18 protein-coding genes are annotated in these 17,616 nt (G+C 41.4%); 7 read left to right on the forward strand and 11 right to left on the reverse strand.

The window, feature by feature from the left end; genetic code table 11:
- Positions 1-150 precede the first annotated feature (150 nt).
- Positions 151-960 (reverse strand): recombination regulator RecX, encoded by an 810-nt coding sequence (gene recX, locus E2R51_RS16845; RefSeq protein WP_165967255.1) that lies wholly within the window; start codon positions 958-960, stop codon positions 151-153.
- 95 nt (positions 961-1,055) lie between these two features.
- On the opposite strand from recX, the gene E2R51_RS16850 reads away from it, so the two are divergent.
- Complete coding sequence (locus E2R51_RS16850) at positions 1,056-1,961, forward strand: TIGR01777 family oxidoreductase (protein ID WP_133378267.1); 906 nt, start codon at positions 1,056-1,058, stop codon at positions 1,959-1,961.
- A gap of 51 nt (positions 1,962-2,012) precedes the next feature.
- Here the strand turns inward: E2R51_RS16850 and E2R51_RS16855 are convergent, their stop codons facing one another.
- The 6 genes from E2R51_RS16855 to E2R51_RS16880 all read right to left on the reverse strand — a co-directional run bounded on the left by E2R51_RS16855 (position 2,013) and on the right by E2R51_RS16880 (position 9,404).
- Positions 2,013-3,404 (reverse strand): aldehyde dehydrogenase, encoded by a 1,392-nt coding sequence (locus tag E2R51_RS16855; RefSeq protein WP_133378268.1) that lies wholly within the window; start codon positions 3,402-3,404, stop codon positions 2,013-2,015.
- A gap of 622 nt (positions 3,405-4,026) precedes the next feature.
- Entirely contained in the window at positions 4,027-5,412 is a 1,386-nt protein-coding gene (gene rlmD, locus E2R51_RS16860) for a 23S rRNA (uracil(1939)-C(5))-methyltransferase RlmD (protein ID WP_133378269.1), read from the reverse strand.
- Between the two features lie 5 nt (positions 5,413-5,417).
- Positions 5,418-6,290 (reverse strand): DNA-3-methyladenine glycosylase family protein, encoded by an 873-nt coding sequence (locus E2R51_RS16865; protein WP_133378270.1) that lies wholly within the window; start codon positions 6,288-6,290, stop codon positions 5,418-5,420.
- 117 nt (positions 6,291-6,407) lie between these two features.
- A complete protein-coding gene (gene pdaA / locus E2R51_RS16870) occupies positions 6,408-7,178 on the reverse strand; it encodes a delta-lactam-biosynthetic de-N-acetylase (protein ID WP_133378271.1) in 771 nt (256 codons plus the stop codon).
- A gap of 329 nt (positions 7,179-7,507) precedes the next feature.
- Positions 7,508-9,049 carry a fumarate hydratase gene (locus tag E2R51_RS16875; protein WP_133378272.1) on the reverse strand — a complete coding sequence of 514 codons (1,542 nt, stop codon included), beginning with the start codon at positions 9,047-9,049 and terminating at the stop codon, positions 7,508-7,510.
- A gap of 172 nt (positions 9,050-9,221) precedes the next feature.
- Positions 9,222-9,404 (reverse strand): SE1561 family protein, encoded by a 183-nt coding sequence (locus E2R51_RS16880; RefSeq protein ID WP_133378273.1) that lies wholly within the window; start codon positions 9,402-9,404, stop codon positions 9,222-9,224.
- 84 nt (positions 9,405-9,488) lie between these two features.
- Between E2R51_RS16880 and E2R51_RS16885 the strand changes: the two genes are divergently transcribed.
- A complete protein-coding gene (locus tag E2R51_RS16885) occupies positions 9,489-9,770 on the forward strand; it encodes a hypothetical protein (RefSeq protein WP_133378274.1) in 282 nt (93 codons plus the stop codon).
- Between the two features lie 15 nt (positions 9,771-9,785).
- Entirely contained in the window at positions 9,786-10,073 is a 288-nt protein-coding gene (locus E2R51_RS16890) for a hypothetical protein (protein WP_133378275.1), read from the forward strand.
- On the opposite strand, the gene E2R51_RS16895 is transcribed toward E2R51_RS16890, so the two are convergent.
- On the reverse strand, positions 10,048-10,314 hold the full coding sequence (locus tag E2R51_RS16895; protein ID WP_133378276.1) for a hypothetical protein: 267 nt from the start codon (positions 10,312-10,314) through the stop codon (positions 10,048-10,050). The genes E2R51_RS16890 and E2R51_RS16895 overlap by 26 nt on opposite strands.
- A 262-nt stretch (positions 10,315-10,576) precedes the next feature.
- Here E2R51_RS16895 and yfkAB point away from each other — a divergent pair, with 262 nt between their 5' ends.
- A complete protein-coding gene (gene yfkAB, locus E2R51_RS16900) occupies positions 10,577-11,704 on the forward strand; it encodes a radical SAM/CxCxxxxC motif protein YfkAB (protein WP_133378277.1) in 1,128 nt (375 codons plus the stop codon).
- A 330-nt stretch (positions 11,705-12,034) separates the two neighbouring features.
- On the opposite strand, the gene E2R51_RS16905 is transcribed toward yfkAB, so the two are convergent.
- Positions 12,035-12,415 (reverse strand): OsmC family protein, encoded by a 381-nt coding sequence (locus E2R51_RS16905; protein ID WP_133378278.1) that lies wholly within the window; start codon positions 12,413-12,415, stop codon positions 12,035-12,037.
- On the opposite strand from E2R51_RS16905, the gene E2R51_RS16910 reads away from it, so the two are divergent.
- A complete protein-coding gene (locus E2R51_RS16910) occupies positions 12,377-13,708 on the forward strand; it encodes an MFS transporter (protein WP_483299956.1) in 1,332 nt (443 codons plus the stop codon). The two genes, E2R51_RS16905 and E2R51_RS16910, sit on opposite strands and share 39 nt — an antisense overlap.
- A gap of 197 nt (positions 13,709-13,905) precedes the next feature.
- Here the strand turns inward: E2R51_RS16910 and E2R51_RS16915 are convergent, their stop codons facing one another.
- Both E2R51_RS16915 and E2R51_RS16920 read right to left on the reverse strand, forming a co-directional pair.
- The gene (locus E2R51_RS16915) at positions 13,906-15,330 is read right to left on the reverse strand and encodes a sensor histidine kinase (RefSeq protein WP_133378279.1); all 1,425 of its coding nucleotides are present in this window, start codon (positions 15,328-15,330) and stop codon (positions 13,906-13,908) included.
- Positions 15,317-15,994, reverse strand: coding sequence for a response regulator transcription factor (locus tag E2R51_RS16920; protein ID WP_133378280.1), 678 nt, complete (start codon positions 15,992-15,994; stop codon positions 15,317-15,319). Before E2R51_RS16920 ends, E2R51_RS16915 begins: the two co-directional genes overlap by 14 nt.
- Positions 15,995-16,167: 173 nt before the next feature.
- Here E2R51_RS16920 and E2R51_RS16925 point away from each other — a divergent pair, with 173 nt between their 5' ends.
- Together E2R51_RS16925 and E2R51_RS16930 are read left to right on the forward strand one after the other, a co-directional pair.
- On the forward strand, positions 16,168-16,881 hold the full coding sequence (locus E2R51_RS16925) for a polyphosphate polymerase domain-containing protein (RefSeq protein WP_133378281.1): 714 nt from the start codon (positions 16,168-16,170) through the stop codon (positions 16,879-16,881).
- Positions 16,881-17,579 carry a DUF4956 domain-containing protein gene (locus E2R51_RS16930; RefSeq protein WP_133378282.1) on the forward strand — a complete coding sequence of 233 codons (699 nt, stop codon included), beginning with the start codon at positions 16,881-16,883 and terminating at the stop codon, positions 17,577-17,579. Before E2R51_RS16925 ends, E2R51_RS16930 begins: the two co-directional genes overlap by 1 nt.
- Positions 17,580-17,616 lie beyond the last annotated feature (37 nt).

The raw sequence follows: 17,616 nt of genomic DNA on the forward strand, positions 1-17,616 counted from the left end.
GACGCTTCCGCAGGAACCTTCGCTTGAGCCTCCTAAGGCTTCGCCTTACGGGGTCTCAAGCGAAGTCAAATCCTGCAAGAGTCGCCACCTTCCGCTCCGTTCATCTCATGTTTGCAATTAAAATAGGCTTAATTCACATAACTTTTGGAGTTATGTCTCAGCCTCTTCTTTTAAATGCTCAATAGCCCGGTCAATTTCCTCCATATTAAATCCCTTTCGGAATAATGCCTGCTTAATGCGCTGTTCATATTCATAGCCTTCATACTTTTTGGCATATTTCGTATGGGCTTTTTTTGCCTGTGAGTATATAGCCCGCCATTGCTCCTCATCGTCTCTTTCAATCGTAATATCGGCAATAACAGCGCTGGTTGTTGCCCCTTCATATCCTTTTCGCGAAAGCGTGTCCTGCCCCTTTTTCTTTATTTGGAGCTTTGATTGTTTGTTATTTTTTTTAATAACTTTTTCCATTACTTGTTCCGCTCGTTCAAGCCATTCTTCCGCAGGAATTTGTCCAAGTGTATCCGCAATAATGGACGGCGCTATTCCCTTTTCTTTTAATGCATTTGAAATATGACGCGGGCCTTTATCAGATGTTCGAAGCTGTGTATTCATAAACGCAACAGCAAATTCCTCGTCGTTTACATAGCCGTATTTTCTCAGCTTATGCATCGTTTCTTCTATGGAAGCTTCACCCATATCATTTTCTCTTAAATAAAGGACAATTTCATGCTCTGAGCGCATACGATAACTTAAGTAGACAAGTGCCTTGTTAAAACCCTTTCGTATCTCGTCCTCATACTCGATTTCACCTATATCAAAATCAGTTAGTTCTTTATTTTTCCCCAGCTGGTAACGTGCCAGTACTTCTTCGTCCACGCTAAAAGCGTATTTCCCATCTAAAAAGATATTATAGCGTTCAGTATTTTTTTTCTGCTGAGTAATTTTCGTTATGATTGGCACATTTATCACCTCTTTCTTCACTTTAACACATTCAATAAAGGTTTTATCACTTTAAAAGAGGAAATAGTATCTATAACAAATAGGAGGGATGTCACATGAAAGTCCTTTTAAGCGGAGGAACTGGTTTTGCCGGTCAAGCCATCACCAATTTATTAACCGAGCAGCAGCATGATGTGTATATACTTACACGAAACCCAGATAAATATAAAAGCAAGCCGCATGTTCACTACGTGGAATGGCTAAAGGATTCCTCTGCCCCGGAGGAAACTCTCCCTTCCATTGATGCAGTTGTAAATTTAGCAGGAGAATCCATTAATAACGGCAGATGGAATGATGATCAGAAAAAGCGGATTTATGAAAGCAGAATGGAAGCCACAGATGAAATCCTGCGCATTATCCGTACGCTCGATTCCACTCCCTCTGTTCTAGTCAATGCAAGTGCGGTGGGTTACTACCCGCCTTCTGAGACAAAAATTTATACCGAACAATCGATGGAAAGCGGCAATGGCTTTCTTTCTAAAACGGTTGTTGACTGGGAAAAGAAAGCAATGCTTGCTCAGGATGAAGGTGTCAGGGTGGCATGCGCCAGGTTCGGCATTATTTTAGGCAAGGAATCGGGCGCCCTGCCAAGTATGGCACTTCCGTATAAACTTATGGCCGGCGGCACGGTTGGAACCGGCAAGCAGTGGCTGTCCTGGGTCCATTATGAGGATGCTGCCCGGGCTGTATTATATGCAATTGAAAATGAACAGATGGAAGGACCCTATAATGTGACCGCTCCCAATCCGATGCGAATGAAAGAATTTGGGGAAACATTGGCAAAAGTCCTGCACCGCCCCCACTGGATTCCCGCTCCAAGCTTTGCTTTAAAAGCGGCACTCGGTGATAAAAGCGCCCTTGTTTTGGAAGGTCAGAAAGTACTGCCTAAAGTTCTGGAAGAAAAGGGATTTGACTACCATTACCCGACATTGCATGAAGCATTAAAAAATATCTACTCCTAACAAAAGGGCCTTGCTGGATCATCAGCAGGCCCTTTCGATTTTATTTCACATTTATTTTAATACTTTTTTAATTGTATCAAGGCTTGTCTTATACGGCGGAAATGCCAGTTTAAGTTCAACGCGCGTGCTCTTTTTCATCATGCTTTTTCGGTGAGAAAACAGCTCAAAGCTGTGTTTTCCGTGATAAGCATTGACTCCTGAATGACCTACACCACCAAATGGCAGCTGATCATTGGCCACATGGCTGAGCGTATCATTCACACAGCCGCCGCCAAATGAAATGCGTTCAAGCACCTTTGCTTCATTGGTTTTATTCTCAGTGAAAATATATAAAGCCAACGGTTTAGGATGTGAATTGATCATGGCGATGGCATCATCCAGATTGTCGTAGGTTAAAATTGGCAGAATTGGGCCAAAGATCTCATCCTGCATCGCCTCATTTGACCACGTCACCCCGTCTAAAAGGGTTGGGGGGATAAATTTTTCGTTGCGGTCATGTTCACCACCAACAATAATATGCTCTTTGTCCTTTTCAAGAATTTGCGCCAAACGGTCAAAGTGCCGTTCATTTACTATTCGCCCAAACTGATCATTGGACTGAATCTCATCTCCGTAAAAGGAGCGTATTGTATCCTTCAGCTGTTCAATGAGCTTGTCTTTGACGGAATGATGCACCACCAGATAATCAGGTGCTATACAGGTCTGTCCGGCATTGATCAGCTTGCCCCAAAGAATCCGCTGTGCAGCTTTTTTCAGATCCGCTGTCTCATCTACGATCGTCGGGCTCTTTCCGCCAAGCTCAAGCGTATGGGGAACCAGGTTTTTCGAGGCAGCTTCCATCACGATTTTTCCGACAGGCACACTTCCGGTGAAAAATAAATAATCAAATGGAGCGTTGATTAACCGCGATGTTTCTTCCTTCTCCCCTTCCACCACCTTAATATAAGCAGGATCAAAGTTTGCCGAAAGCATCTTCGAGATCACCTTCGTAACCTCCGGCGTGCTTTCAGACGGCTTAATCACCACACAATTCCCGGCAGCCATCGCCCCAATCAGCGGTTCAATCACCAGCTGAAAAGGATAATTGAACGGTCCGATAATCAGCACACTGCCATAAGGCTCCTTCATAATAAAGCTTTTAGAAGGCATTTGGAAAAGCGGCGTTTTTACTTTCTCCGTCTTCGCCCATTGTTTTACATTTTGTATCATCGTTTGGATACTTTTCAAAGTGATGCCAATCTCTGAGACATAGGCTTCAAATGGATTTTTACCTAAATCACTTTTTAAAGCATTTAAAATGTCCTCTTCGTTTTCTTTAATGACTGATTGCAATTTCTTAAGCTGCTTGATACGAAAATCTATATTCTTCGTTATTCCGCTATGGAAAAACTCTTTTTGATGCTTAATGATGTCCAGCACATCCTGTTCCGTTTGAATGCTCATTGAGTGATCCTCCTCTGGTACTATTCGTCTTTTTATTGGATTTATTAAACTTGAATGTCGATTGCAGCACGAAGGTGTTCGCTTTCCGCGGATCGGGGGTCTCACACCTTCAGTTCCAATCAACGGCTTATAAATTGGAATGTACATTCATTAAATCACAGATTGTCTTTTTTTATTATCATTTTGATTTTGGAATCGGCTTATTTAACATGTTTATAAAAAATGGAGCCGTTCACTCTTGGGGATTCCTTTATTCCTATACATTTTGCAGATTGTAAAGGCAGCCCCGTTGCATTTATCCCACAAGTCGGAGGAGATCAGATAGTTATAAAAAGGGCCAACCCACACCTCCTTGTTTGGGAGATGGGACTGGCCCTTGGCTTTCTAATTGCTATGTGGTTTTTAAGAATAAGAGGTAGAAACTGAGAAACAAAATACAAACACAGCTTATCGCTTCACTCCAAATTAATCATATTGCCGATGAAATACAGTTTATCAAAGCTTCATTAAATCGATTTGTTAATGAGTCAGATTTTTCTGAAGAAATGCTTCACCATCTTTGACCGAATTGAGGTTAACAAGGATGGTGTACCTAATATAACTTATCATTTTTTAACCTTAATTAATCCTCTTTAAGGATTAGCTGTGCCACACATTCCACATGACTCGTCTGCGGAAACATGTCCAATGGCTGGATATACTCAATTTTATACTGACCAGACAGCTCCATAATATCTTTTGCAAGTGTAGACGGGTTACATGATGCGTAAATGAAACGTTTTGGTTTAACTGTCAGGATTGTTTTCAGAAGTGATGCGTCACAGCCTGTTCGGGGCGGATCCACAACGACCACATCTGGTCTGAAGCCTTCATTCTTCCATTTCAACATCCACTCTTCTGCTGTGCCGACTTCATAATTATAATTTTTAAGACCATGCTGCTTGGCATTCATTCTTGCATCCTGGATCGATTCTTTAATGACATCCATACCCCTGATTTCGCCTGCTCCCTGAGAAAGCCAGAGGCCGATTGTTCCTGAGCCGCAATAGGCATCAACAATTTTTTCTTTACCTGTAAGCTCTGCAGCTTTTTTGATCTCATCATAAAGCTTTTTTGTTTGAACTGGATTCAGCTGGAAAAAAGCTCTTGCGGATAAATGATACGTATATTGTTCCAGTTTATCCTCAATCGTTTTTTGCCCTGAAAGTAAAACGGTTTTATTTCCAAAGATCACCGAGGTGGTGGTTGGATTGATATTTTGCATGATTGATTTTATTTCTGGCATTTTATTTTCAAGCTGCCTGATTAACTTTTCTTTTTGCGGCAGTTCTTCTGTAGCTGTCACGATGACAATTTGAACTTCACCGGTTTCAACACCTACTCTGGAGACAATTGTTCGCACAGAACCCTTTTTAGTCCGTTCGTTGTAAACAGGAATGCCCAGCTTATCGATTTGTTTTCTCACAACCTGTGTTGCTTTATTTGTTTCTTTACGCTGAACGATGCATTCCTTGATGTCTACAAGCTGGTGAGAATCCATTCCGTAAAGGCCCGCAATGACTTTTTCACCTTTTTTTCCTAACTGGAACTGGCTTTTATTCCGGTAAAACCATGGATCATCCATTCCAATTGTTTGTCGGATATCAAGCTGGTGAACCGGCAGCTTCGTATGTCTTTCCAACGCCTGGATCAAAATATCCCGCTTGTGGACAAGCTGCTGACTGTACTCCAAATGCTGCAGCTGGCAGCCTCCGCATGCTTCATAAACAGGGCATGGGGCAGTTACCCGGTATGGCGACTGTTTACGAATCGTTTTAATGGCAGCCTGGGCGTATTTGGGATGAATTTTCGTTACCTTAACGACGACTTCTTCTTCAGGCAGTGCGCCGGGAACAAAAACAACCTGCTTTTTATAATAGCCTACCCCTTCCCCGTTAATGCCAAGGCGTTTAATGGTTAATGGGAATTCCTGATCTATATTTACTTTCGATTTATCTGCAATATTCATTTGTGTCACTTCCCTGTCTCAATGCTCCTCCATAAATAAAGAGAGGCATAACTTAAATAAGGCTTCCAGGCCTTGGTCCATTCTTCCATCTCTAAAATGGTGGGCTTTCGCTCCATATTAAATTGCTTTTTTAGTGCATTTTGAATCCCAATGTCTGCGAATGGGAAAATATCCATTCGGCCAAGTCCAAATAATAGCACATTTTGTGCAGTCCATGGGCCTACTCCTCTTAATTTAACCAGCACTTCGATAATTTCTTCATCGCTCATGGATGGGAACCGGGTTAGATCTAACTCCCCGCTCACTATTTTTTGTCCAACCCCAATAACATATTCTGCTTTTCGCTGACTAAACTGCAGCTCTCTCAGCTCTTCAGCAGGTATCGCTGCTACAACCTGAGGCGCGGGATAAAACCATACATCATCCACTTGTTCACCATAAGCAGTAACAAAACGCTGAGTTAATACACTTGCAAACGCCATATTCAGCTGCTGGTGAATAATGCTTTTAAGCAAACAGCTGTAAACGGACGGCTCCCGCACTAGAGGTGTTCCTCTATGTATATTGAAAATACTGGATAGATCGGTGGCTGAAAAATGTTCATCAATTGAGGTTAATGAACTGTTCCAGTGAAATATTTCCCTGGTGTATTCGAGAACATGTTCTTTATCCGCTGGGGTTTCGCCAGTAATGATAAAGACGGGGTTTTCCGTTGTTCCAATGCCCTGTATTGTAATGGCCTGCCTGATCGTACCTTCGAAAGGAAGCTTAACGACAGCATTGTCATGATCTATATAATTCAAAGGATCGATGGAAAGCCGCTGAAGCACACGATCGAATGCATACGGTCCTTCAACCATAATCTGTTCCTGCCACATACTATTTCCCACCTTGTTTTATTTTAACTGAATTATAACATGACCATGCCAAATTGATCATTTTTCCTGGCGATTACAAAAAAATGCAGACGGGCAAAAAGCCCGTCTGCATGCAAATTAAGATTGATTTTTCATCAAATGGTCCAAATCCTTAAATTTATAACCTTGCTTTTTCAGGTCCTGAATTACCCGCTGAAGAGCTTCCGCGTTATCAGGAGATACTGTGTGCAGGAGAACAACTGCACCTGGATGAACCTGCTTCATAATTTCACTATAGGCATAATCTCCGCCTTTTGGTTTATCCGCATACCAATCAACCCAAGCTACAGACCAAAAAACATGACTATACCCTTCTCCTTTTGCAACACGTAGACTTTCTTCATTAAAAACACCTTCCGGCGGTCTTAGGTAAGGCATTTCTTTTTGACCCGTAATTTCTTCTGTCTTATCTTTAAGCTTGCGCCACTCTTCTTTCATTTGATCCTGCGTTAGTCTGGAAAAGTTCGGATGTCCCCATGAATGATTTCCGATTTTGTGTCCGTCCTTTACCATCCGTTTCACAAGCGGTTCTGCACTTGTCAGATAATGTCCTGTCAAAAAGAATGTGGCAGGAACTTTTTCTTCTTTCAGGATATCTAAAATCTTATCGGTGTATCCATTTTCAAATCCATTATCAAAAGTAAAATAAATGACTTTTTCTTTTGAAGATCCTTTATAAACTGAATCATATTTCTTTAATAGCGTATCATACTGAATACCGGCTTCTGCCTGTTCACCATTTTGGCCCCGTTTAAAGCCCCAGCTTAAGCTTTCGCTTAAAGTGGTCGATGGCGCAGCGGTTAAAAACAATAACAAAGCAGCGATAGTACAAATAAAGCTTTTTTTCATTCGGCACACTCCTCCCTTCTTCTTATTATGCTGTTCCAAAAGGGTTGCTTCATACATAGAAAAAACACCCACTAGGAGTGAGTGTTTGATAAGGATTTATGGGTGCATGAGCTGCATGCAGACTGTGCTGAAATGCTTAAAAATTATGCAAAATTGCATGCTGTCTTATGCTTGTCGGATCTAAACGCCCGTCTCAGCACTTAGGGCTATCCGGCTTCAGGCGCTAGCTGCTCGAGGTCATAAGCCCCGTCGTCCAGTGGGCAAATTACGCCCACTTGGATACCGGGTCTTATGCTTGTCGCAGCTAAACGAGCGCCTTCAGCACTTAGTTACACAAATACTTTTTCTTTATATTGGGCAAGCTTTTGGAGTGAGGATTGGTCGACGTCGCGGTGAAGGCTGTTGCCGTGCGAATCCATGGTAACGACAGCTGTGAATCCTTTTACTTTTAAGTGCCACATGGCTTCAGGTATACCAAATTGAGTAAGATCCACACCTTCTACACTTTGAATGCAGTCAGCGTAATATTGTGCTGCTCCGCCGATGGCATTTAGATAAACGCCGCCATGCTCTTCTAGTGCTTGAAGTGTTTTTGGCCCCATTCCGCCTTTTCCAATGACTGCCCGAATGCCAAAGCGTTTCATAATATCACCCTGGTAAGGCTCTTCGCGGATAGAGGTGGTTGGACCTGCCGCTTTTACATGCCAGTTGCCATCTTCATCCTTTAACATAACTGGACCGCAGTGATAGATCACCTGACCATTTAAATCTACAGGCGAGTCATTGTCGCTCAAGTATTTATGAATAGCGTCACGGCCTGTGTACATCATTCCGTCAATTTGAACCACGTCTCCAACCTTCAGCGAGCGAATCTGCTCTTCAGAGATAGGTGCCTGAAGGGTAATGACTTCCGGTTTTTCATCAGGCGTTTGTTCAGATTCCTGATCGTCTTTAAAACTGATGCTCTCACCTTCCTGGTACATCCATTCCTGAATTTCACCCGTGTTTGCTTCAATTGAAATTCCTAAACGGCGGAATGCCCAGCAATTGTAGGCAACTGACACAAAAAAGCTTGCAGGGATGCGATGCATAACGCCGACTTTACAGCCAAGCAAGGTTGTTTCTCCGCCAAATCCCATCGTCCCGATTCCAAGCTCATTTGCATGCTCCATCACATATTCTTCAAGCTTTCTTAAATCTTCATTCGGGTTTACATCATCTGCTGAACGAAACAGCTGCTCTTTTGCCAGGTCGTAGCCAGAAGATCGGTCTCCGCCTATGCCAACTCCGATAAATCCAGCGCTGCAGCCCTGCCCCTGCGCCTGGTAAACAGAGTGCATCACGCATTTTCTAATTCCATCCAAATCACGGCCAGCGCGCCCAAGCCCATCTAATTCACATGGCAGACTGTATTGGATATTCTTATTTTCACAGCCACCGCCCTTAAGTATTAAACGAATTTCAATTGTGTCTTTTTCCCATTGCTCAAACTTAATGACCGGCAATCCAAGACCCAAATTGTCGCCGCTGTTTTCTCCGGTTAGCGAATCTACAGAATTCGGTCTCATTTTCCCGTCCTTAGTAGCCCGGACCATTGCTTTATGTACAGCTTCTTTAATTACTAATTGGTTTACACCAATCGGAGTTTTAATTTTAAATGTAGGCAGCCCGGTATCCTGGCAAATAGGGGATACCTTTTCGTCAGCCATTTGAATATTTTGAGTAATCGTGGCAAGACTCATCGCTGCTCTTGTTCCAGCGTTTTCCTGTGCTTTTGCAGCACGGATTGCTCTCCGTACATCTTTCGGTAAATTTGTTGACGTTTCCACAATTAACTCATACAAGCTATTTTCAAGTGCAGTGCTATTCATCCAAATCGGCCCCTTCCCTTTTTAAAAGACAATGTAAGTATGTATCCCGTTTAAAAACAACGATTTAATTATACCTTTTAACACGAGTAAAATGAAGATAAGTTGAAAACGGTTACTCTTTATAAAAAAAAAGGAGCACCAAAAATACTGTGGCACTCCCTTTAAATCATTATTATTCAGGTTTTTTAAATTGCTGAACTTTTAATTCCAGATCGTCAACCATTTCAATCATACGGTCTATATCTTCTAATTCTGTACTTTCAGGGTCCACTGACTCCAGTACTTCCAAAAACATATTTAACCGCTGTTTAAGGTAAAGCACTTGTGAGTCATTATCATGAATTGCATTGCCCATTGGTATCGCTCCTTTCAAACTCGCTACTATAGTAACGGATTTACCATTCTCATGCAACAATTATAGGGGGAACAGGCTGTCTGTTTGAGTAAAGGGCTTTTACTTTTATATTGTGTTACTCAGGCGGGCACGGGCTGGTGCATTTATTTTATCGATCAGTGCAACCAATTTATCGATCACTTTTGCGCTTTTATCGCACATCTTTCACAGGATATCGATCACCTTTGGCTGTTTATCGGACCTGGTGGGGTGTGGCAGGCATTTTATCAATCATCTTTTCTATTATATCGATCATCCTCCACACTTTATCGTACATCAAACCACTTTTATCGGTCAGGCCATGTCAGATCAGCTTATGCATCTTAGGAGGTCAACGTCACTTTGAGCGAAAACTCTTTTATCGCTCAGCCCCATCGTTTTATCGATCACTTTTGCGCTTTTATCGCACATCTTTCACAGGATATCGATCACCTTTGGCTGTTTATCGGACCTGGTGGGGTGTGGCAGGCATTTTATCGATCATCTTTTCTGTTATATCGATCATCCTCCACACTTTATCGTACATCAAACCACTTTTATCGGTCATCCACATGCCAGATCACCAAAAACATTTCAGGCGGTATCAGCTTGGCGCCGTTATTAATCATTCCAAAGACAACTTATCAGTAAGTTCCCCGTTTCCATTCGTCCATACCCTATATCTTTCCCCGTCCACAACAACCACTAATGAGTAATCCAAAAACCATTCGCCCCACCCTCCCAGGTTATTAATTGATTCTACTTTTGTGATTTCCGGATTGTGTTCTTTAACATTTGACTTCACCTGGCTTAATCTGACGTTTATCGAACCATATACAATCACGGATAAAATGACGATGCTGAGAAATACAATGAATATCTTTTTTTTCAAACAAACACTCCCTTTATACAATGGTTAAATTCTTACTTAAACTTATCTGCTTTGTTGTTTTACCTCTTGATAAACAGATTAACATTTATATCCAATAAATTTTTAAACTAACATTATCTTCGATCAATAACGATCGTACATAACCCCTAATCTACCCCTCTCCCACAACATATAAAATCATCATTTCACATAACATCCATTGACACTGCTTTCTGTTTTATCGATAATGAGCAGATGGAAAAAGATGAAGGAGATTCTGCTGATGAATGTAATAAACAGGAATAAAATTACCCCTGAGTACGATCCATGGGAAGCATATGAGGACATTAAGCAGCACGGGAAGCTGACACTTTCAAATATAGAATTGACCACTACAACTCTTTGCAACATGCGGTGTGCGCATTGTGCAGTAGGATATACCTTATCTCCGAAAGATCCTCAGGCACTGCCTTTAGACATTATCCTGAATCGTTTGGACGGCATTGAGCATTTACGATCTTTGAGCATTACCGGCGGGGAGCCGATGATGTCACGTAAATCCGTGGAGCAGTATGTAGCACCATTATTAAAATATGCCCATGAACGCGGTGTAAAGACGCAGATTAATTCTAATTTAACCGTCGATTTGGAGAGATATGACCCGATCATTCCGTATCTGGATGTACTACATATCTCACATAACTGGGGAACCGTTGATGAATTTATTGACACCGGATTTGCGATGATGGAAAGAAAGCCGACACGGGAGCAGCGGCAAAAGCTATTTGACCGGATGATTGTAAATTCCAGAGCATTAAGTGAAGCTGGTGTTATGGTATCAGCGGAAACGATGCTTAATAAAAAAACACTGCCCTATATTGAAAGAATCCACAAAGAAATCGTAGACGATATGAAATGTGCGAGGCACGAAATTCATCCCATGTATCCAAGCGACTTTGCTTCCTCTCTTGAAACACTGTCACTGAAGGAAACAAGAGAAGCAATTTCTCATTTGCTGGACATTCGTGACCCCGATACATGGATGCTGTTTGGTACGCTGCCCTTTTATGCCTGCAATACAAACAAAGAAGATCAGGCGCTTTTATCACGCCTTTACAATACAGAAAAAGTAACAGTTCGAAATGATCCTGACGGCCGTTCGAGGCTGAACATAAATATTTTCACCGGTGATGTCATTGTTACTGACTTTGGCGATACTCCTTCTCTTGGTAATATTCAATCAACTGATTTACAGGCGGCTTTTGATGGCTGGCTCCAGACTAAAGAAGCCAGACAGATGAACTGTCACTGTCCTGCCGTTCAGTGCCTGGGACCAAACCTGCTGGTTCAGGATATGTATTATAAAGATACCGATTTTACAACAAGAAAAGCGCTCTTGAACCGACCTTAATGATAAAACGCTGCGAGTCATTTGACACGCAGCGTTTTATTTTGTCAGAAGTATAGGACAAACGATGCAAATTTTAATTATTTATTTAGAATATTTACACTATTCTATTTTCATGCTATACTACGGTTAGATTAATTAAAGGAGGGTAGCTTCAAATTACTGACAAACTCTTTATAAAATTTATAAAGAAGGAGAGTGATGAGGAGCGCTTAATTAGAAAAAAGTGCGGTTATATGAACGATACGATTACAACATACCCTATAACATAAAAACCCGGTGTCAATCTTTCATTGAAAGACTTTGGACCGGGTTTTTATGCGTTTAGTTATATTAGATAATTTCAAACGTTTCTACGATTGTTATGCTGTCTTTAACGGATTGAACCATTGAGCAGTTCTTGTGTGTCAGCTCCATCGCCTTTTGTACTTTTCTCTCATCGAGATTTTGTGCTTTAATTTTAAAATGAACTTCAATTTTTTCTACGCGGTTTGCTTTTTCTTCATTTCGTTCAACCTCAGCAAGAACCTCAATATCTTCGAACTGCAGTCTCATTTTTTCCAACACACTTCTTAATACTCCACCACTGCAAACCGCCACAGATGCTGTGAGCAGCTGATATGGCCGGAAGCCATATTCTTCATTTCCTGATACGTCCAGTGTGCCATAAGGTAATTGGGTAGTAAATCCGCCTTCTTTCATTTCAAACTTCATGTTATCCACTCCTTCAACAATTTTAAAATCTATAGTAAAATTATATACGTTTCCAATTCAATACACGAAAATCATGCTTATCGTTTGTATTCGCAGTCAGGGGTCTTGCACATGAACATATCAACAAAAGTTAGATTTTGGATTTTAGTTTGCATTGTCGCCATCTCAGGTTTTTCGCAGGGAATGCTCCTTCCTTTAATTGCCATTATCTTCGAACAGGATGGCCTTTCTTCTGCAATGAATGGCATACATGCTACAGGAATTTACATTGGCATTTTAATTGCTTCTCCATTCATGGAAGCACCGCTCAGAAAGTATGGCTATAAACCTGTTATTCTTTTTGGCGGATTTATTGTGGGAATGGCACTTCTTCTCTTTCCTTTATGGCCACAATTTTGGTTTTGGTTTGTCCTTCGTCTATTGATAGGTGTTGGTGATCAGATGCTCCATTTTTCAACTCAGACCTGGATCACTTCGTTTTCAACAGTCGAAAGGCGCGGCCGTAATATTGCCATTTATGGACTGTTTTTTTCTTTAGGATTTGCTATAGGACCGGCAATGAGTTCATTGGTTGAAATTAACCGGTCACTGCCGTTTATTATTTCCGGTCTTCTCACTTTTGCTACATGGGGATTTGTCTTTTTATTAAAAAATGATTTTCCTGACCATGGAGAAGTGGGAACGACTTCCATTGCAGGCACACTGCACCGTTTTAAGCAGGTGGCTAAATATGCTTGGGTGGCCTTTCTGCCGCCTCTCTGCTATGGATTTTTAGAAGCATCGCTTCATGGGAATTTCCCGATCTATGCACTTAGAAACGGCATTGAAGCAAGTGCAATCGCTCTTATTCTTCCTGCTTTTTCTATCGGCGCGATTGTATTTCAGCTTCCACTCGGCATTCTCAGTGACAAATATGGACGGCATCGCATTCTGATGATCGTCTTATTTATCGGAGCTGCCTGCTTTATAGGCTCAGGCCTTTCGGGCACCTCATCATTATGGTTAATTATCTCATTCTTCATTGCAGGAATGGCTGTTGGCTCCACCTTTTCTCTTGGGATCAGCTACATGACTGATCTGCTGCCAAAAGCACTTCTTCCTGCAGGAAATATTATGTGCGGAGTTGCCTTTAGTATCGGAAGTGTCAGCGGACCAGCTGCAGGCGGATTAATTATTGAGTTTTTCGCTCAAGGCTTCTTTTACATCATCAGCATGCTGCTGCTTTCCGTATTCATGAGCCTGTGGGTATTTTCTATCGTCAGCAAAAATAAAAATCAGGCTGCTGCAACATAAAACGAAAAACAGGATTGGCAGATGCCAATCCTTAGTTTGGAGAGAACCCCCCTTGGTTTTTCTCTCCAAGCTTTTTTGTAAGAAAAAACATTCAGCATTTATTTTATTAAGCAGAAGAAAATAGCCTTCCACACAACACAAAAATCGCAGCCTTTTATGTTCTGGTGATGTAATGTTAGTGGTTCAAAGCGACTTTTTTATTTTCCAATATTTTCATTTTTATTGGATAATGAAATTTGGAATGTCGTTCCGAATAAAGAGCTTTTAAGCAAGGTCAAGTTTCCTCCCATTGACTGAGCTATCATTTTGCTAAATGGGAGACCGAGGCCAAGACCGCCAACTTTGAATTTTTTCTCTTCTCCACGATAAAAGCGTTCAAATATGAGATCTTTTTCTTCTTCTTTTATGCCTGATCCTGTATCTGTTACATTGATGTGAATCATCCCTGGACTTGAATGGAGCTGAACATCAATACCCCCTTCTCCCTCCACAGCATGAAGAGCATTATTAAGAAGGTTTGTCATGATCTGTTGAAAACGCATGTTGTCAACTGGCAGATGAACATCCTCCTTCAAGAGATGTAAAGATAAATGGATCTTCCCTTTCTCCTGACCTACCTCCCAATTATGAACGGCCTCCTTCACAGTGCGGTTGATGGATTGCATTTTCTTTGCAAGGGGGATGGAATTGGCAGCAAAGGTATTAAAAGCGAGAAGATCGAGAACCATTCGTTCCAATTTTTCTGTTTCTTTGAGAGAAATTCTAATAAATTCTGCTGCTTCTTTTTGATCAACGATTCCATCTTTGACGGCACGTAGCATTCCGCTAATAGAAGTCACTGGTGTCTTTAGTTCATGGGTTACTCCAGCTAATAACTGGGTCCGTAACTCTTCAAGATGCTCTAATTTATTCGACATTTCCTGAAAAGATTGAATGAGGTCATATAGTTCTGCTTCTTTTACGTCCTCATCCTGAATTTCAAAACCATAATTCCCTTCTTTCACTTCTCGCGCAGCTTGAGCGACTTCTTTGATCGGTTTTGACAGCCTCCGTGATAAGAAATAAATGGCGATCCAGCCGAGTAAAGCGAGCATGACCAAAATTAAAAATAGCTGCAAGTATTCCTGTTTGACGGCGATCAGGTTTTCCTCGGATTCAGTGAGAATAACCCAGCCAACCGTCACATCGTTTATGTCAATGGGTTTTTTTACGACATAAAAGGTACCTGTTGAGAAGGAAACTTTATTAATTGTCTTTTTCTCATCCAGAATAGAGGCAGTAAATTGTTTAGATAAGGTTTGTCCGTCCCGACGATCCTGGAACACCACATTCCCCTCTTGATCCAAGACGTACAAATTCGGTCTGCTGTTGATATTCATAAAATCTTCCCGGCTCTGAATGAACCTAGCTTCTTCTTCCTTCGGTACAACCCTGCCGTCATTAACCAAACGCCCTGCTGTTTGTTCTGCTACAAACTCCATCATGCTTAACCGATTTTCCAGTGTTTGATAGCGCATCCATGTAACAGAAATCAACCCAATAACAAATAGTCCAACAACTAAGGTCCAGACATACCTCGTTGTCCAATACCGCTGCAAAGGAATTTTCTTATTGGTAAACACTAAGCTGATACCCTAACCCGCGAAGCGTACGTATTTCCCCTTGAGAAGCCGGCCAATCCCGAAGCGAATTTCGTATGCGTTTGATGCTCACATCGACAGCCCGATCGCTGCCCTCATATTCCCATCCCCACACTCTTTCGATCAGTTGGTCCCTCGTGAAGGTCTGATTGGGATGCTCTGCAAAAAACGTCAGCAGAGATAAATCACGAGGAGTCAGCGTAATCTCTTCACCATCTACTTTTATTCGGTGACCTATGAGATCCACGTGCAAACTCCCGAAGCGTTTAACAGCCGGGGTTTCCTTTCCCGCACGCCGTAAGACAGCCTTAACACGGGCGACTACCTCATCTCCTACGAATGGTTTTGCAATGTAATCATCCGCCCCTTGATTCAGTCCGCTTAAACGATTACCCACTTCGCTCAGAGCGGTAAGCATAATGACAGGACAGTCGCTTATTTTTCGTATTTCCTTCAGTACATCCCATCCATTTTTCCCTGGAAGCATAACATCCAGGATGACTAGGGATGGGGATTCTTGATGAAAACGCTCCAGCACTTCATCTCCTCTATATACGTGCACGGTTTCATAATTCGCCTTTTTTAAATAAGCCTTCAATACTTGACTGATGGGCATTTCATCTTCGACAATCATTAATTTCCCCATATCTTTTCCACCTTCTCCAGCTACAATTTTTCATCAGAATAACATAAGGGCATGTCAAACAGATGTCAAAAATTATTCGATTGCAGGTAGTATGTTTTGTTTATTTTTTCCCTTGCCATCCTCCTGACACATTTCCGATTTACAGTATGGTGAGTGAAAGGAGGATATGATTCATGCAAAAAAAATTAAAGTTCCGTCATGAAATGAAATATTATGTCAATTACCATCAGTATCATTTGATAAGACATCGGCTGAAACACTTCCTTCATCAGGATTCCCATGCTGATCACAAAGGAGAATACCATATTCGAAGCGTCTATTTTGATGATATGGAGGACAAGGCACTACAGGAAAAACAAGCCGGTGTTGAAAACCGCAACAAATATAGAGCCAGGTTTTATAATGGGGATGATTCAGTCATTCATTTTGAGAAGAAAATTAAACGTAATACTTTTATCGCTAAGCAAAAAGCAGCAATTTCAAGAAGTACACTGGACCGCCTAATCAAGGGTGACTTCACTGTTCTGCAGGATACCACTTCTCCACTCTTAAAAGAGGTGCATTATGAAATGAAGAACCGCCTTTTGAGACCAAAAGTCATTGTGGATTATGTCAGAGAAGCCTACATTGCTAAAGAAGGCAATGTCCGCATCACTTTTGATAAGGATTTGCGAACCGGTCTTCAGAAAATCGATCCCTTCGATAAGGATCTGTACCCTGTGAAAGCGTTGGACGAACCGGTCTATATCCTGGAAGTAAAATTTGATGAGTATATTCCCAATTATATACGGGATGCCCTCCAATTAAACGGACTTCAACGGCAGGCCGCTTCAAAATATACCATTTGCCGTAAATTCACCAAAAAGAATGCTTGGGAGGATCAATAATGCAAAACGAAAATAATAATCAAATGTCTTTCTCAGATCTTTTGAATACAGAAATATTAGCCAACTTCAATACAGATATATCACTTACCCAAATAAGCATTACGATGCTACTATCTTTTTTAATTGGACTGTTTATCTACACATTATATAAGCGCATATTCAGCGGAGTTCTTTATTCAAAGAACTTCAATATTACCCTTGTCGGCCTTTCGATGATTACTTCGCTTGTCATCATGGCAATTGGATCTAATCTTATCTTATCGCTTGGAATGGTTGGTGCTCTTTCCATTGTCCGTTTTAGAACACCTATTAAGGACCCAACAGACTTAGTATTTTTATTTTGGGCACTCGCCAGTGGAATCATTACTGGAGCAGGCTTTTATTCTTTAGCTATTTTGGGTTCCATTATTGTTGGAGTGGTTTTATTCGTCTTTATGAAAAAATCCAAATTCGAGACACCTTACTTATTTATCGTAAGCTTTAACGGAGAAACTACAGAACAAAATATCTACGAACAAATTAAAAAAACGGTCAACCGTTATGACATCAAACAAAAATCTGTCACCGCCTCAGAAACAGAAATTACATTTGAAGTCCGATTAAAAGAAAAAGAGCCCGGTTTCGTGAACAGCATCACTAATATCCAGGGTGTGGAAAATGCCGTATTGCTTAGCTATAACGGCGATTACGTACAATAAAATTCAACAGGGGGCAGCACTCTGTTGATTTATAAGA

The sequence above is a fragment of the Jeotgalibacillus sp. S-D1 genome, from assembly GCF_004358665.1.
GTDB lineage: Bacteria > Bacillota > Bacilli > Bacillales > Jeotgalibacillaceae > Jeotgalibacillus.

Coding starts and splice junctions, on each gene's coding strand:
- E2R51_RS16850 (WP_133378267.1), top strand. CDS start 1,056: ATGAAAGTCCTTTTAAGCGGAGGAACTGGTTTTGCCGGTCAAGCCATC.
- E2R51_RS16855 (WP_133378268.1), bottom strand. CDS start 3,404: ATGAGCATTCAAACGGAACAGGATGTGCTGGACATCATTAAGCATCAA.
- rlmD (WP_133378269.1), bottom strand. CDS start 5,412: ATGAATATTGCAGATAAATCGAAAGTAAATATAGATCAGGAATTCCCA.
- E2R51_RS16865 (WP_133378270.1), bottom strand. CDS start 6,290: ATGTGGCAGGAACAGATTATGGTTGAAGGACCGTATGCATTCGATCGT.
- pdaA (WP_133378271.1), bottom strand. CDS start 7,178: ATGAAAAAAAGCTTTATTTGTACTATCGCTGCTTTGTTATTGTTTTTA.
- E2R51_RS16875 (WP_133378272.1), bottom strand. CDS start 9,049: ATGAATAGCACTGCACTTGAAAATAGCTTGTATGAGTTAATTGTGGAA.
- E2R51_RS16880 (WP_133378273.1), bottom strand. CDS start 9,404: ATGGGCAATGCAATTCATGATAATGACTCACAAGTGCTTTACCTTAAA.
- yfkAB (WP_133378277.1), top strand. CDS start 10,577: ATGAATGTAATAAACAGGAATAAAATTACCCCTGAGTACGATCCATGG.
- E2R51_RS16905 (WP_133378278.1), bottom strand. CDS start 12,415: ATGAAGTTTGAAATGAAAGAAGGCGGATTTACTACCCAATTACCTTAT.
- E2R51_RS16920 (WP_133378280.1), bottom strand. CDS start 15,994: ATGGGGAAATTAATGATTGTCGAAGATGAAATGCCCATCAGTCAAGTA.
- E2R51_RS16925 (WP_133378281.1), top strand. CDS start 16,168: ATGCAAAAAAAATTAAAGTTCCGTCATGAAATGAAATATTATGTCAAT.
- E2R51_RS16930 (WP_133378282.1), top strand. CDS start 16,881: ATGCAAAACGAAAATAATAATCAAATGTCTTTCTCAGATCTTTTGAAT.